Here is a 13,647-nt window from a genome sequence, read left to right as displayed (position 1 = left end):
TGCATCATCAATGCCATGAGCAACCGCCCGACCATCCGCCGGTACCGACCCGAGGACCGTGCCGCTCTCGACGACATCTGCGTCCGCACCGCGCTCGAAGGCGGTGACTCGCGCACGGTGTACCCCGACCTGCGGCTGCTGCCGAGCATCTTCGCCGCGCCCTACGCGGTACTGGAGCCCGATCTGGCGTTCGTGGTCGACGACGGCGAGCGCGCGGTCGGCTACATCCTCGGCACCGCCGACACCGCGACCTTCGTCAAGCGCTACCGTGCCGAGTGGCTACCGACACTGACGGAGCGTTATCCAGCGCCCACCCGAGCCGCGCGGACCCCCGGTGAGCAGATGCTGGAACTGATGCACCGTCCGGAGCGGATGCTGATACCGGAGTTGGCCGGCCACCCGGCGCACCTGCACATCGACCTGCTGCCGGAGCACCAACGCGCCGGGCACGGGCGGGCGTTGGTGGACCGGCTGCTGGCAGCCCTGCGGGAGAAGGGGGTTGCCGCGGTGCACCTGGGCATGGTCACCGCCAACACCCCGGCCCGGGCCTTCTACGACCGGCTCGGCTTCCAGCCGCTGGCGGTCCCCGACCCGGGCCCGATCACCTACCTCGGACGCTCCACCGCAGGCCCCACCGGCCGGAGTTGATCGCGCAGCGCCTCCGCCACGATCGCCTCCAGATGGGCGTGGTGCGCACCGCGCCAGTACACCTGGCCGCAGTCCTCGCACTGCGCGTACACGTCGAAGGAGCGCTGCGTGCCGTCGTGCAGCCGGTCGTGCAGTGACTCCTTGTCGGCCGCCCGCAACCCGCCGTTGCAGGCGGTGCACCTGGTCCAGGGGGCGAGCGGCGGGGCGAAGCGGCTCAGCACGTCCTTCAGCTGCTCGTCGGGCCGGTGGCTGTAGACGTACGCCCCGGCCCAGATCTCCCGGCGGCGCAGCAGCCCCCGGTCCCGGGAGAGCATCACCCGCTGCTCCGCCGCCGAGCGCGCGGCCAGCGCCGGGTCGCCGATGTCCAGGTTCTCGTACGCGGCGTCGACGCCGAGCAGCCGCAGCCGCCGGGCGAGCGTCCCGAGGTGGACGTCGAGCAGGAACCGAGCCGGTCCCGGCAGCCGCTGCGGGCGCGCCACGCCCAGCACCGAGATCTGCTCCCGGTCGGCCGGGACATGCCCGGGGCCGGTCGGCCGCCCGTCCACCAGCAGCGTGCCGACCTCGGTCAGCGGGACGCCCAGGGACTCCACCACGTGGCCCAGCGACGAGGAACCGTCGGTGCGCACCGTCGAACTCCCGGCGCGCCTGGCCGCCGGGACGAAGACGTGCAGGTCCGGGGCGAACTCAAGGCTGATCTCCGGTCTGTCCACACGGCCAGCATGCCAGCGCGCCGCCCCCCGATGCCAGTGCATTCCGCCGCTGCTCGCCGGCCGTTCACCGGCCGTCGGCGCGGCCGCCGCCGACCGGTCGCGCCGACCGGGTTCCGGTCTGCTTGCCGGGTGCCGGGGGGCGGCGCATGCTGGAACCGTTCGGGTGGTCCCGCGACAGGCGTCCTGCCGACAGGCGAGGTGAGCCATGGCACAGCCCGATCCGGTCGGCGCTGCGGCGCCGGAAGCGGTCATCCGCACGGTGGGGTTGACCAAGACCTACCCCAAGGCCGACGTCGCCGCCGTCGACCGGCTGGACCTGCTGGTCCGCCGGGGCGAGCTGTTCGGCCTGCTCGGCCCCAACGGCGCCGGGAAGACCACCACCGTCGGCATGCTCACCACCCGGGTCGTCCCCAGCGCGGGCGAGGCCTGGATCGGCGACGTGGACGTGATCGCCCGCCCGGCGCTGGCCAAGCAGATCATCGCGGTGGTCTCGCAGCAGAACACCCTGGACCGCTCGCTCACCGTCCGCGAGAACCTGTACTACCACGGGCTGCTGTTCGGGATCCCGGTCCGCGCGGCCCGGCGGACCGCCGACGAGCTGCTGGAGCGGTTCCGGCTGGCCGCCTGGGCCGACCGCCCGGTGCAGACCCTGTCCGGGGGCATGGCGCAGCGGCTGATGGTGGCGCGGGCGATCTTCCACCGCCCGGCCGTGCTGTTCCTGGACGAGCCCACCGCAGGTCTGGACCCGCAGAGCCGACTGGCGCTCTGGGAGATCCTGAACGGGCTGATCGCCGACGGCCAGACCATCCTGCTGACCACCCACAACATGGACGAGGCCGACCAGCTCTGCGACCGGGTGGCGATCATCGACCACGGCCGGATCCTGGCGCTGGACACCCCGGAGGAGCTGAAGCGCAGCATCGACGCCGACACCGTGGTCACCGTCTCGGCCGAGGGCGACCGTCCGGCGCTGGCCGAGCGGCTGGCCCGGGAGGTCCCCGGGGTGGTGAACAGCACGGTCCGCGAGGGCCGGGTGGAACTGCACGTGCAGGGCAACGACCGGCTGCTGCCGAAGGTGCTGCTGGCCGCCGAGTCCGGCGGGTTCGACGTGGTGGACCTGTCGGTGTCGCAGACCTCGCTGGAGACCGTGTTCATCCGGCTGACCGGGAAGGAGTTGCGGGACTGATGGGTGCCTACACCGCCTCCGCCGCCGCCCGCCAGGTGTCACTGAGCCCGGAGCGCTCGGTCGCCGCCGCGAGCCGGGCGGCCCTGGCCGGACTGATCCGCCGGGACCTGCTGGTGCTGCGGAAGAACATCGGCGAGTTCGTCGGCCGGACCGTGATGCAGCCGCTGCTGCTGGTGTTCGTCTTCCTGTACGTCTTCCCGACCATCGGCCAGGGCGTCGGCGGGAGCGGCGGCCGGGCCGGGGAGGTCGCCTTCGCCACGGTGCTGGTGCCGGGCGTGGTCGCCGTCTCGATCATGTTCCAGGGCATCCAGTCGGTGGCCATCCAGTTGTCCCAGGAGTTCGGCTTCACCCGCGAGATCGAGGACCGGGTGCAGGCGCCCTGCCCGATCTGGCTGGTGGCGGTCGCCCGGGTGCTGTCCGGCGCGGTCCAGGCGATGATCTCGGCGGTGATCGTGTTCCCGATCGCGGCCGTGGTGCACGCCCCCGGCGTGCACGCCGACCTGTCCGTGCACTGGTGGATCGTGGTCACCCTGATCCCGCTGGCGTCGGTCGCGATGACCTCGCTCGGGCTGCTGCTGGGCACCACCTTCCAGCCCCGCAACATCGGCCTGATGTTCGGCTTCATCGTGCTGCCGCTGGTCTTCCTCGGCGGCACGTACTACCAGTGGACCCGGCTGTCGCTGGTCCAGGTGGGTGGATTCCACTGGTTGCAGGTACTGGTGCTGGTGAACCCGCTGATCTACATCGCCGAGGGCATGCGCGCGGGCCTGACCGACACCTCGCACATGCACCTGTACGTGGTCTACCCGGTGCTGGTCGGGTTCTGTGCGCTCTTCCTCGGCCTCGGCCTGCGGAACTTCCGCCGCCGGGTGCTGTCCTGACCCCACGCGCGGTCACCCCCCGTCCTGCCTAGTCGAACAGGCGGGGTCGGCGCCGCCTGCTTAGCGTGAAACGCGGCGGGGGTCACCCGAGGACGGGGGTCCTCGACGACGCCCACCGGCGGAGGCCCAAGTCGGCCGTTCCCCCTCACACGCCCGTATCTCTCGGCATGCCCGGCTCCGGGCAGCGCCGCAGGAAGCAGGTCCGCGTGCACACGCCACCGACGCCCGGAAACACCACGGACGAGCCGGACATCGCCCGGTCGGACATAGCAACCCCCGCCCCCGCGGCCGGCAAGCGCCGGGGCCGCCTGCGCCGCCTGATAGCCCGGCGCAGCACCCGCGTGGTGCTGGCGCTGCTGGCGGTCTTCGCCGGCTGGCTGAGCTGGTCGGTCGGCAGCGCGCTGGCCGCCCCCGGGGACGACAGCGTGGCCGCCCGGCTGGCCGAGTGGGGCCGCGACCACGAGCTGGGCCCGGTGGTCACCGAGCTGGAGAGCCTCCAGTACCAGGCGCACCCGCCCGCCGTGGGCGGCCGTCCCGACATCGCGCTGGTGCCCACCGGCGCCGCCGCCCCCGGTGCGAGCACCGGCAAGGCCGCGCTCCCGGCGGTGGTGCCGCCCCGGCTGACCTCCCCGGCCGGTCCGCCGCTGCCCGGCGAGGGCACCTGGCAGGTCCTCGGCAGCGTCCACGGCACCCCGGCGCTGTACGGGGCCTACGTCCGCCCGGACGCCGACCACACCTCCTACGTGGCCGGGGTGGTCTCGATGGACCAGCGGCTGCTGCGGTTCGCGCTCCACCCCGGTGAACTGGACCCGGGCCCGGGCAACTGGGGCGTCCCGCCGTCCATCCCGCCGAACCAGCGCGACGGGCTGATGGCCACCTTCAACGGCGGGTTCAAGGTCGACGAGGCCCGGGGCGGGTTCTACCTCAACGGCGTCACCCGGGGCACGCTCACCGACGAGGACGCCTCGCTGGTCTTCTACCGGGACGGCCGTGTCGCCGTCGGCGCCTGGAACCACGGCGTCGGGATGACCCCGCAGGTGGTCGGCGTGCGGCAGAACCTGAACCTGATCGTGGACGGCGGCAAGGTCCCCGACGGCGTCGACACCAACGTCGAGAGCGGCTGGGGCCTGACCATCGCGGGCAAGTACTTCGTCTGGCGCTCCGGCGCCGGGGTCACCCGCGACGGGCGCGCCGTCTACGTCTACGGGCCCGCGCTGTCCGTGCGGACCCTGGCCGACCTGCTGCAACGGGCGGGTTGCGTGGAGGCGATGCAACTCGACATCAACCCCGCGTGGATGTCGTACATGTACTACAAGCCGGTCCCGGACGCCGCGCACCCGACGCCGGTGAAGCTGCTGCCCACCCAGGAGCGCCCGGCCGACCGCTACTTCGAGTCGACCAGCCGTGACTTCACGGCGGTGTACGCCCGATGAGCGCGCCCCAGCCGACCCGGCAGCCCGCCCCCGCCGCGGCTGCCGCCAACGCCGCCGCGGCGGCTGCCGCGGCCGTCGCGGCGGTGCGGCCGGTCTGGGTGCGCTGGCCGGTGGCGGCGGTGCGGACCGCCCGCCCCCGGCAGTGGCCGAAGAACTTCCTGGTCTTCGCCGCCCCGCTGACCGGCTCGGCGCTGGCGCGCGGCAGTGTGGCACTGCGCGGCGCGACCCTGGCGCTGCTGGTGTTCACCCTGGCCTCCTGCGCCGTCTACTTCGTCAACGACGCGGTGGACGCGGAGCGCGACCGGCAGCATCCACGCAAGTGCCTGCGACCGGTGGCCTGTGGCGACCTGAGCGAGAACCACGCGCTGGCGTTGGCCGGTGGCTGCGTGCTGGCCGCCGCCGCCCTGGTCGCGGCGGGCGGCGCGTTCGGCTTCGGCTACGGCCTGGCGCTGGCGGTGACCGCGTACCTGGCCACCTCGTTCCTGTACTCGTTCGGCCTCAAGCACCTGCCGGTGGTCGAACTGGCGCTGGTGGCCTCCGGGTTCGTGCTCCGGGCGCTGGGTGGCGCGGCCTCCTCGCAGGTACCGCCGTCGGGCTGGTTCGTGCTGGTGTGCAGCCTCGGCGCACTGCTGGTGGTGATCGCCAAGCGGTACACCGAGATCACCTCGCTGGGCGCCCCGGCCGCCCGGCACCGGCCCTCGCTGCGCCGCTACACCCCGCGCGGCCTGCGCGCGACCCAGCGGGTGACGGCGCTGCTGATGGTCGCGGCCTACCTGGCCTGGGCGGCGACCGAACCCGACCGCTGGGCCGGGAACTGGCACCTGGCCACGGCCGTGCCGCTGGCCTGCGCGCTGGCCCGGTTCGACCGGCTGACCGCGACCGCGACCACCGGCCACATCGAGGACCTGATCATCCGCGACCTGCCCATGGTCTGCCTGGAGGCGGTGTGGCTGCTGGTGTTCGTGGTCGGCCTGGCCACCCACCCCTGAGCGGGCGGCCAGGGGCGGGCCGACGGTAGGGCTCAGGGCCGGTCGGCGGCCGCCAGCCGCTGGTACCCGGCCAGGCCGTCGGCGCCGAGCAGCGACCGGTACGGCGCGGGCGGTCGCAGGCAGCTCGCGCCGTTCCCGTCCCGGCTTTCGGCGGCGCGCTCGACGGTGGCCAGCCGGTCGGCCAACTCCAGCGGATCCAGCTGGAGTTGTTCACACAGGTCGAGGTGGACGTCGGCCAGTTCGGCGCCGATCCGGTGGACCTCCTGGTGATAGGTGCGCCAATCGGCCGACAACTCCGCGGCGAGGCGGTCCCAGCAGCGGACCGTCTCCTCGGCGGCGTCCAGCAGTGCGAGCGTGGGCGGTCGCACTGCCTGGACGGCCAGTTCGGCCAGCGCGGCGCGGGCGGCGGTGACCAGGTCGTGCAGGTCGTACTCGGCGTCGCCGCCGGGTATCGCGTCCGCCCGGCCGACCAGCGTCCGCAGTGGGGCGAGGTCCTCGGCGGTGGGGGCGCCGAGCTGGCCGGTGACCACCTCCAGGTCGACGGCGAGCAGCCGGTCGCGGGCGGCGTGCCGGGCCACCAACGCCGCCAGCCGGGCCGGGTCGAGGGTCTCGGCGAGGGCCAGGAAGCGCAGTTCGGCCGGGTCCTGCGGGGTGTCGTCGGGGCTGCTCGGGGGCGCGCTGGGCCAGCTGGTCCCGGCGTCCACGGCGGCCAGGGCGGTCGCCACGGCGTGCGCGCACAGCGACCGGGGCGGGGCTCCGCCGCAGTCGCACTCGCCGCTCAGCGCACGGTCGTTGACGCCGACCCAGACCTGCCACAACCGGTCCCCGTCGGTGACGTCGGCGTTCAGGCCGCCGTAGCCGGACTCAAGGTGGTCGACCGCCGCGGAGTGCCGCAGCCGCTCGCCTTCGCGGTAGGCGTCGGCCGACGTGGCGGCCCTTACGGTCTCGGTGCTCACGCTCAATGCCATGGACCCATCCAACCGTGCCGCCCCCGGGCGGGTTGCGGCGGGTGCGCGGAATCGCTCCATTACCGGTCTGAGCGGCCCGGTGCCCGGTTGCCGGACCCATGGACCACCGATCTGATGAAATATCAGGTCGAATATTGCTCATACCCGTCGGACCGGGGCACCCTGAGGGCGTGGTTGCGAAGCGTAGTTATTCGTCACGCATCGTGGCGATGGTGTTCATCTCGCGTCGGCCGCCGGAGGATTCAGCCGTTGTCCACCCAGCGCCGGAGGTCGACGTGCCCCCTGACTCCGCATCAGAACGAGGCCCCGGTCGACAGGGCTCCGGGGCCCGCACCTTACTTGGAGCATGCCATGCACCATGAACGGACCCGTGTCAGGATCGCCGACTCGCCACGCGCCGCCGCGCGCCCGGGTCATGACGCGGCCGAGCCGGTGGCGGCGACGGTCGCCGAGGCGGCTCCCGGTTTCTATCTGCTGGTCCGTTCGACGGGATTCGCCGTTCATATGAGCGCGTCCGCGAATCATCTGCGGTTCGTCCGCGAGCTCGCCGCCGCCACCCTCACCGCCGCCGGGGTCGACGCCGAAGTGGCCCAGGACGTCCAGTTGGTGGCGTCCGAGCTGATCGGGAACTCGGTCCGGGCCTGCGGGGACTTCGTACCGCTGGTGGTGGAGGTGGACGCCGATCCGCGCGGGGTCACCGTGAAGGTGCACGACCCCGACCGGCTGGCGCTGCCGAAACGTTCCGGGATGCCCGTGGACTGCGGGGCGGAGTCCGGGCGCGGACTGCCGCTGGTGGACCTGCTGGCCCCGGGCTGGCAGGCGGTGCGGACCCCGACCGGCAAGCAGATCAGCTGCCACCTGCCGTTCGGCGGACGTCCCGGAGCGGCCTGAGCGCGGGTACCGGGACGGCGGTCAGCCGGCGGTCGGGCGCAGCCCCGCCAGGGTCACCGCGACCAGGCGCTCGACCGCCGCCATGGACAGTGGCCCGGCGGCGGCGCCGAGGGCGTGCAGGCAGTAGTCGGCCAGCTCCCCGGGGGCCACGTCGTCCCGGACCGCGCCGCTCGCGGCGGCCTCGGCCAGCAGTCCGGCCAGGAAGGCGAGCAGCTGCCGCCGGGCCGGGCCACCCCGCCCGGCCGCCTCCGGGAGCGCTCCCACCCCCAGTCCCGGCGGCTGCTCGCGGACCAGTACCGCGTAGGCCAGCAGTACCGCGCCGAGCAGCCGCCCCGGCTCCTGCCGCCGCTCCCGGGTCCGCTCCTGTTCCTGGTTCCGGACGGCGGTGAGCCGGGCCAGCTGGGCCGTCACCTCGCGCTCGTACCAACCGGCCAGCACCGACTCGACGTCGGGGAAGTACTTGTACAGCGTCGCGCGCCCGATCCCGGCCGCCCCGGCGATCTGCGACATGGTCACCGAAACCGGTCCGTGCGCGGCCACCAGCGCCGCCGTGACGTCCAGCGTCGTCTCGCGGACGGTGCGGCGATGGGCCTCGATCGTCTCGTTCCACAGCTTCGGCACCACGTGATCCTACGCGGCGCCGACGCCGGTCCCGGTGACCCCGCCCGGGTCCGCCTCAGGCGCCGGCGGGCTGGGCCCCGGCCTGCGGCAGCGGCTCCGGTTCCGACTGCCGGGCCGCCCTGCGCAGCCACAGGATGCCGGTCACCGGCAGGATCAACGGGATGCACACGTAGCCCGCTCCGTAGTACGACCAGACGGTCTGGTCGTGGAACCACGAGGGCGTCACGATCGACAGCGTGCCGACCACCAGCACGCCCGCGAGTTCCACACCGCAGCAGGCCAGCGCGATCCGCCGGGCCGACTCGCCACCGCGTACCAGCGTCACCAGGATGAACGCGTACACCACGGCCGCGAACGCGGACAGCCAGTAGGACAGCGGAGCCTTGTGGTACTGCGCGATCAGCTGATAGACCGACCGCGATCCGGCCGCCACCGTGAACAGCCCGTACAGGCTGACCAGCAGTCGTCCCGGTCCCTCGCCGATCTTGCGTCGCGGCTTCTCCTGCGTGGGCTGCGCCTCAGCCATGCCCGCCTCCCCAGATCTCGACCAGTCGCAGCTCAAGTGCGGCCAGGACGATCCCGCCCGCAGCCCCGATCGCCGAACCCCAGCGGGTGCGCTCGACCAGGGACATGAATCCGGCCGCCGGGACGGTCAGCACCGCGCCGACCGCGTAGGCGAGGAAGATCACCGTTCCGCCGGTGGGCTTGTGCCCGCCCGCGATCTCGACGATGCCGACCACCAGCTGGGCCAGGGCGAGCGCGGTCACCACGGCCATGCCGATCAGGTGCCAGTCCTTGGTGGGCTGGTCGCGCGCCGTGGCGAGTCCGCACCATGCCGCCAGCAGCAGCGCCGCGACCGAGGCGACGGCGGTGAGCGCGTCGATCACCTCGCCCGCCGCGCGGTGGAGGGGAACGGACGGAGAACACTGAGCATGCGGCGACTCTATACGCGCGCGGGGTGGGCCTGACACCATGACTTGAGGGCGACATAGTGTCTCGATAAATTCGACCGAGTCGGGCCGTGTCCTCCGCCCCGGTGGCTCGTTCACCTTGGTGAGGAGAAACCGGGGGACTGCCGCAGCGGGCAGGCCCGGCCCGACACTGGAGCCATGCACACCCACGATGCCCGCGCCGTCCCGGCCGACGCCGCGAGCGACTTCACGCCCGCCCAGATCGAACGGTCCCGCGCGCGCGGGCGCGACACCCTGTCGCTGCGCTACGCCTCCGCGCTGACCGGGCTGGCGGTGCCGCTGCTGCTCGGATTCACCCCGCTCGGGGCGGGGCTGGTGCGGGCGGCGGGCGCCTTGGCGGGTGGCGGCTGGATCGCCCGGGCGGCGCTGGGCGCGGTGGCCCTGCAGCTGCTGCTGACTCTGGTCGGCCTGCCGGTGTCGCTGCGCGCGGAGCGGGCCAACCGGCGCTGGGGGCTGTCCACCCGGGGCAACCGGCTGTTCGCGGCCGACGCGGTGAAGGGGCTGCTGCTCGGCGCGGTACTGCTGGCGGCCGTCTCGGTGGGCCTGTACGCGCTGCTCCGGGCCCGGCCGGACAGCTGGTGGCTGATCGCCGCGCCCAGTGCGGCGGCGCTGGTGGTGCTGCTGTCCTTCCTGCTGCCGGTGCTGGTCGAGCCGCTGTTCAACCGGTTCCGGCCGATGCCCGACGGCGAGCTCCGGAGCACGCTGCTGGAGCTGGTCGGACGCTCCGGCATCCGGGTGCGGGACATCCTGGTGGCGGACGCCTCGCGGCGGACCACCGCCGCCAACGCCTACGTCTCCGGGATCGGCCGCACCCGGCGGGTCGTGGTCTGGGACACCACCGTCGACCAGGCCGGACCGCAGGAGGTGGCGGCCATCGCCGCGCACGAGCTCGGACACGTCGCCCGGCGCGACGTGGTCACCGGGACCGTGGTCGGGGCGCTGGGCAGCGCGGTCGCGGTCGGGCTGCTGGCGGCGGCGTTGCACTGGGGCGCGCTGCTGCGCGCCGCCGGGGTCGACCGCGCCGCCGACCCCCGCTCGCTGCCGCTGGTGCTGGCACTGGCCACGCTGCTGGGCGCGGTCGCCGGCCCGGTCGGCAACGCCTTCAGCCGCCGGATCGAGGCCCGGGCCGACGGCTACGCGCTGGAGCTGACCCGCGACCCGGCGGCGATGGTCGGCATGCAGCGCCGCCTGGCCGTGGTCAACATCGCGGACCTGGCGCCCCGGCCGCTGGCGGTGCTGCTGTTCGCCACCCATCCGCCGACGGTCGCCCGGATCGCGCACGCCCGTGCCTGGGCCGGGACCCACGGCGTCCCGGTGCCACCCGCGCTCGCCGACTGAGCCGCCTCGGGCCGCCTCGGGCCGCCTCGGGCCGCCTCGGGCCGCCCGGGGCGCCGTCCGGCCGGTGCGGCCGGGAACTGCGGGCAGATGATCGGACGTTGGTTGAGTCGTGGGTGCCTTTGGAATGTTCGAAGACCTGTTCCTGCCGGGTGCGCGCCACCGTGAGGAGGAGCGGAACCGCCTGGAACTGACACGCGACGAAGACGGCGACAACGAACCCGACCGGGGACCGGTCGACCTGGACAGCGGGGCGGTGGTGATCCGGGTGCCGACCCCGGACTGACCGGCCCGCCCCGCTCAGCCGCTCTCGGCCGCAGGGTGACCCCGGAGCTGCGGGCCTGCTCCAGGATCAGCACCGCGAAGTCCTCGTCGCGGTGACCGGCGCCGCCGAGCCTGTCCGGCGCGGGGCGCGGCTACCGGGCGGCGACCGACAGCAGCACGTCGGTGAGCCGTTCGGCGGCGTCCGGGCGGCCCAGGCCCCGGGCGCTCTGCGCCATCCGGGCCCGCAGTTCCGGCGAGGCCAGGATCGGCGCGACCGCGTGACGCAGCCGCTCCCCGGTCGCCTCCTGCTTGACCAGCGCCGTGGCGGCGCCCGCGTCCTGCAAGTGGAGGGCGTTGTGCTCCTGCTCGTTGCCCGCCGAGGAGGCCAGCGGGATCAGCACCGAGGGCTTGCCCAGGGCGGTCAGCTCGGCGATGGTGCCCGCTCCGCTGCGGGAGATCACCAGGTCCGCCAGCGCGAGCACGTCCGGCAGTTCGGGGCCGACGAAGGCGGTGACGTGGTACCGCCCGCGCTGGTCGGCGGGCAGCCGCGCGGCGTACTCGGTGGCCTCGTCGATCGAGGTGGAGCCGCACTGGTGGATCACGTTCGCGTTGAACAGCAGCCAGGGCAGGGTCTCCCGGATCATGGTGTTGATCTGCACCGAGCCCTGCGCCCCGCCGGTGATGTAGACCGTGGGCAGCAGCGGGCTGAAGCCGCGCAGTCCGAGCGCCGCCAACGCCCGGTCCCGGCGGCCGGTGAAGACCTCGGGCCGCACCGGGTTGCCGGTGACCACGGCGTGCGCGCGGGTGGCGTCCGGCAGCAGCGGCAGGGTGGACTCGGAGGACACCGCGATCCGGGTCGCCGCGCGGGCCAGCGCCCGGTTGGCCAGGCCGAGTCGCACGGTCTGCTCGTGGATCACCAGCGGGCGGCGGCAGAGCTTGGCGGCCAGGCCGATCGGTACCGCCACGTAGCCGCCGGTGGACAGCACCGCGTCGGGCCGGTAGTCGGAGACGATCCGGCGGGCCTGCGCCGCTCCCAGCGGCACCCGGCCCATGTCCTTGATGTTCGCCGCCGTCAGCATCCCCAGCGGGTTGCTGGACCGGCGGATCTTGCCGGTCTGCACGGTGGTGAAGTTGATCCCCTCCCGCTCGGCGACCCGCGCCTCCAGGCCGGCGGCGGTCCCCACCCACAGCACGTCGAGCTCGACGCCGACGCCCGCCAGTCGGGCCGCGGTGGTGCGGACGGCGGTGAGGGCGGGGTAGGTGTGCCCGCCGGTCCCGCCACCGGTGACGATCAGCCGGAAGGGGCGGCCGAGGGCGGCGAGGCGGTGGTCGAGGTCGGCGCTGGTCACGTCTGGGAATTCCGTTCGCGGACTCGGGGCACGCCCCAGGCCCTGGGACATCCGGACCTCCGGGACGATATCAGGCGAAGGTGCCCGCCACGGAAACCGGCCGCCCCCCGGACCGGCCCGCACGGCACCGCCGGACCGTCTCGCCGGGCGCGGTCCGGGCAGCCGTGTCCGAGAGTTGACGCTACGTCAGAATTTCGGTGGCCCGGCGGCAGGCGATCCGCCGGGCCAGGTACCGGGGCTGTCAGCCGAGTTCGGCGAGGTCCTCCTCGGTGAGCTCCAGCGCTCCGGCGGCGATGTTCTCCTCCAGGTGGGCCACGGAGCCGGTGCCCGGGATGACCAGGATGTTGCCGGAACGGGCCAGCAGCCAGGCCAGGGCGACCTGCGGGGCGGTCGCGTCGTGCCGGGCGGCGACCGCGTCCAGGTGCTGGGCGGTGACCGGCTGGAAACCGCCGATCGGGAAGAAGGGGACGTAGGCGATGCCCGCCGCGGCGCAGGCGTCGACCAGCGGGTCGTCGCCGCGCGCGGACAGGTTGTAGAGGTTCTGGACACAGGCGATCGGCGCGATCGCGCGGGCCTGCTCGAACTCGGCGGCGGTCACGTTGGAGATGCCCAGGTGCCGGATCAGCCCCTCCTCGCGCAGTGCGAGCAGGGCTTCCAGCGGCGCGGCCAACGGCGTACCGGAGCGGTCGAGGTCGCCCAGGCGCAGGTTCACCACGTCCAGCCGGTCCACGCCGAGCGTGCGCAGGTTCGCCTCGACACCGCGTCGCAGGTTGTCCGGGGTGAGGCCGGTCTGCTCGGCGGCGGGCAGGGCGATGTCCGCGCCCTCGACCAGCGCCCCGACCTTGGTCACGATCACCAGGTCGTCCGGGTAGGGGTGCAGTGCCTCCCGGATCAGCTCGTTGGCGGCCACCCCGTCGCGTGCGTAGTAGTGCGAGGTGTCGATGTGGTTGACCCCGAGCTCCACCGCCCGCCGCAGCACGGCCAGGGCCGTCTCCCGGTCCGGTCGCTCGCCTCGGGGCCAGCCGGTCAGCTTCATCGAGCCGTAGCCGATTCGCGCGACGCCGAGGTCGCCGCCCAACGTCCAGTCTTCACTCGTCATGATCACCCACCTTAGGCGTCCGCCGGGCGGCCCGCAGCCCCTCGGGGGTCCGGTGCCCGCGACCCGGCGTCAGCAGGCGAGCCACTTCTGGATCGCCTGGCGGGTCACCTCCAGTTCACGGGCGATGTCGGCCTGCGACAGGCCCTGGTCGATCAGGCCCCGGACCAGGTCCCGCCGCTCGCGGGCGAACTCCCGGGCCAGCAGTGTGTGCCGGATTGCCTCCGCTCTGGCCTCGCGGATCCGGTCGAAGGCCGGCTGGTGCGCTGGGGTGTCCTTCGCGGTTGCCATGCCCCCATGCTGAC

Annotated in this window: 16 protein-coding genes; 8 read left to right on the top strand and 8 right to left on the bottom strand. The window is 73.8% G+C overall.

Annotated features, from left to right (window positions below):
- The first annotated feature begins 15 nt into the window (after positions 1 to 15).
- Positions 16 to 648 (top strand): GNAT family N-acetyltransferase, encoded by a 633-nt coding sequence (locus GXP74_RS25170; protein WP_182453520.1) that lies wholly within the window; start codon positions 16 to 18, stop codon positions 646 to 648.
- Here the strand turns inward: GXP74_RS25170 and GXP74_RS25165 are convergent.
- On the bottom strand, positions 606 to 1,358 hold the full coding sequence (locus GXP74_RS25165) for a Mut7-C RNAse domain-containing protein (protein ID WP_182453519.1): 753 nt from the start codon (positions 1,356 to 1,358) through the stop codon (positions 606 to 608). The genes GXP74_RS25170 and GXP74_RS25165 overlap by 43 nt on opposite strands.
- 205 nt (positions 1,359 to 1,563) lie before the next feature.
- On the opposite strand from GXP74_RS25165, the gene GXP74_RS25160 reads away from it, so the two are divergent.
- The 4 genes from GXP74_RS25160 (at position 1,564) to GXP74_RS25145 (ending at position 5,847) form a co-directional block, all read left to right on the top strand.
- Entirely contained in the window at positions 1,564 to 2,544 is a 981-nt protein-coding gene (locus GXP74_RS25160) for an ATP-binding cassette domain-containing protein (protein WP_182453518.1), read from the top strand.
- Complete coding sequence (locus GXP74_RS25155) at positions 2,544 to 3,425, top strand: ABC transporter permease (protein WP_182453517.1); 882 nt, start codon at positions 2,544 to 2,546, stop codon at positions 3,423 to 3,425. The genes GXP74_RS25160 and GXP74_RS25155 overlap by 1 nt, the downstream gene beginning before the upstream one ends.
- Before the next feature lie 206 nt (positions 3,426 to 3,631).
- Positions 3,632 to 4,858 carry a phosphodiester glycosidase family protein gene (locus tag GXP74_RS25150; RefSeq protein WP_182453516.1) on the top strand — a complete coding sequence of 409 codons (1,227 nt, stop codon included), beginning with the start codon at positions 3,632 to 3,634 and terminating at the stop codon, positions 4,856 to 4,858.
- Positions 4,855 to 5,847: a decaprenyl-phosphate phosphoribosyltransferase gene (locus GXP74_RS25145; protein WP_182453515.1), complete on the top strand. Its 993-nt coding sequence runs from the start codon at positions 4,855 to 4,857 to the stop codon at positions 5,845 to 5,847. Before GXP74_RS25150 ends, GXP74_RS25145 begins: the two co-directional genes overlap by 4 nt.
- A 32-nt stretch (positions 5,848 to 5,879) precedes the next feature.
- On the opposite strand, the gene GXP74_RS25140 is transcribed toward GXP74_RS25145, so the two are convergent.
- Positions 5,880 to 6,803, bottom strand: coding sequence for a hypothetical protein (locus GXP74_RS25140; protein ID WP_182453514.1), 924 nt, complete (start codon positions 6,801 to 6,803; stop codon positions 5,880 to 5,882).
- A 363-nt stretch (positions 6,804 to 7,166) separates the two neighbouring features.
- Here GXP74_RS25140 and GXP74_RS25135 point away from each other — a divergent pair, with 363 nt between their 5' ends.
- Entirely contained in the window at positions 7,167 to 7,706 is a 540-nt protein-coding gene (locus tag GXP74_RS25135) for an ATP-binding protein (protein ID WP_182453513.1), read from the top strand.
- Between the two features lie 21 nt (positions 7,707 to 7,727).
- Here GXP74_RS25135 and GXP74_RS25130 read toward each other — a convergent pair whose 3' ends face one another.
- Genes GXP74_RS25130 through GXP74_RS25120 form a run of 3 tightly spaced genes read right to left on the bottom strand, consistent with a single transcriptional unit; the run spans position 7,728 to position 9,214 of the window.
- A complete protein-coding gene (locus tag GXP74_RS25130; protein ID WP_182453512.1) occupies positions 7,728 to 8,327 on the bottom strand; it encodes a TetR/AcrR family transcriptional regulator in 600 nt (199 codons plus the stop codon).
- A gap of 55 nt (positions 8,328 to 8,382) precedes the next feature.
- On the bottom strand, positions 8,383 to 8,853 hold the full coding sequence (locus GXP74_RS25125; RefSeq protein WP_182453511.1) for a hypothetical protein: 471 nt from the start codon (positions 8,851 to 8,853) through the stop codon (positions 8,383 to 8,385).
- Positions 8,846 to 9,214, bottom strand: a complete 369-nt coding sequence (locus tag GXP74_RS25120) for a hypothetical protein (protein WP_182453510.1) — start codon at positions 9,212 to 9,214, stop codon at positions 8,846 to 8,848. The genes GXP74_RS25125 and GXP74_RS25120 overlap by 8 nt, the downstream gene beginning before the upstream one ends.
- Before the next feature lie 222 nt (positions 9,215 to 9,436).
- Here GXP74_RS25120 and GXP74_RS25115 point away from each other — a divergent pair, with 222 nt between their 5' ends.
- The gene (locus GXP74_RS25115) at positions 9,437 to 10,636 is read left to right on the top strand and encodes a M48 family metallopeptidase (protein WP_182453509.1); all 1,200 of its coding nucleotides are present in this window, start codon (positions 9,437 to 9,439) and stop codon (positions 10,634 to 10,636) included.
- Positions 10,637 to 10,760: 124 nt separating this feature from the next.
- Positions 10,761 to 10,919, top strand: coding sequence for a DUF6191 domain-containing protein (locus tag GXP74_RS25110; RefSeq protein WP_182453508.1), 159 nt, complete (start codon positions 10,761 to 10,763; stop codon positions 10,917 to 10,919).
- Positions 10,920 to 11,049: 130 nt separating this feature from the next.
- On the opposite strand, the gene GXP74_RS25105 is transcribed toward GXP74_RS25110, so the two are convergent.
- The 3 genes from GXP74_RS25105 to GXP74_RS25095 form a co-directional block, all read right to left on the bottom strand.
- A complete protein-coding gene (locus tag GXP74_RS25105) occupies positions 11,050 to 12,246 on the bottom strand; it encodes a glycosyltransferase (protein ID WP_225448163.1) in 1,197 nt (398 codons plus the stop codon).
- Between the two features lie 241 nt (positions 12,247 to 12,487).
- A complete protein-coding gene (locus GXP74_RS25100; protein ID WP_182453506.1) occupies positions 12,488 to 13,345 on the bottom strand; it encodes an oxidoreductase in 858 nt (285 codons plus the stop codon).
- A 69-nt stretch (positions 13,346 to 13,414) separates the two neighbouring features.
- Positions 13,415 to 13,633, bottom strand: coding sequence for a hypothetical protein (locus tag GXP74_RS25095; protein WP_182453505.1), 219 nt, complete (start codon positions 13,631 to 13,633; stop codon positions 13,415 to 13,417).
- Positions 13,634 to 13,647: the final 14 nt, after the last annotated feature.

The organism is Streptacidiphilus sp. P02-A3a (genome assembly GCF_014084105.1).
GTDB lineage: Bacteria > Actinomycetota > Actinomycetes > Streptomycetales > Streptomycetaceae > Streptacidiphilus.
This window is presented reverse-complemented; position numbering and strand designations above follow the sequence as displayed.

What these genes read in the sequence shown, in the direction of transcription:
- GXP74_RS25170 (WP_182453520.1), top strand. Translation starts at nt 16, where the DNA reads ATGAGCAACCGCCCGACCATCCGCCGGTACCGACCCGAGGACCGTGCC.
- GXP74_RS25160 (WP_182453518.1), top strand. Translation starts at nt 1,564, where the DNA reads ATGGCACAGCCCGATCCGGTCGGCGCTGCGGCGCCGGAAGCGGTCATC.
- GXP74_RS25155 (WP_182453517.1), top strand. Translation starts at nt 2,544, where the DNA reads ATGGGTGCCTACACCGCCTCCGCCGCCGCCCGCCAGGTGTCACTGAGC.
- GXP74_RS25145 (WP_182453515.1), top strand. Translation starts at nt 4,855, where the DNA reads ATGAGCGCGCCCCAGCCGACCCGGCAGCCCGCCCCCGCCGCGGCTGCC.
- GXP74_RS25135 (WP_182453513.1), top strand. Translation starts at nt 7,167, where the DNA reads ATGCACCATGAACGGACCCGTGTCAGGATCGCCGACTCGCCACGCGCC.
- GXP74_RS25125 (WP_182453511.1), bottom strand. Translation starts at nt 8,853, where the DNA reads ATGGCTGAGGCGCAGCCCACGCAGGAGAAGCCGCGACGCAAGATCGGC.
- GXP74_RS25115 (WP_182453509.1), top strand. Translation starts at nt 9,437, where the DNA reads ATGCACACCCACGATGCCCGCGCCGTCCCGGCCGACGCCGCGAGCGAC.
- GXP74_RS25110 (WP_182453508.1), top strand. Translation starts at nt 10,761, where the DNA reads ATGTTCGAAGACCTGTTCCTGCCGGGTGCGCGCCACCGTGAGGAGGAG.
- GXP74_RS25100 (WP_182453506.1), bottom strand. Translation starts at nt 13,345, where the DNA reads ATGACGAGTGAAGACTGGACGTTGGGCGGCGACCTCGGCGTCGCGCGA.
- GXP74_RS25095 (WP_182453505.1), bottom strand. Translation starts at nt 13,633, where the DNA reads ATGGCAACCGCGAAGGACACCCCAGCGCACCAGCCGGCCTTCGACCGG.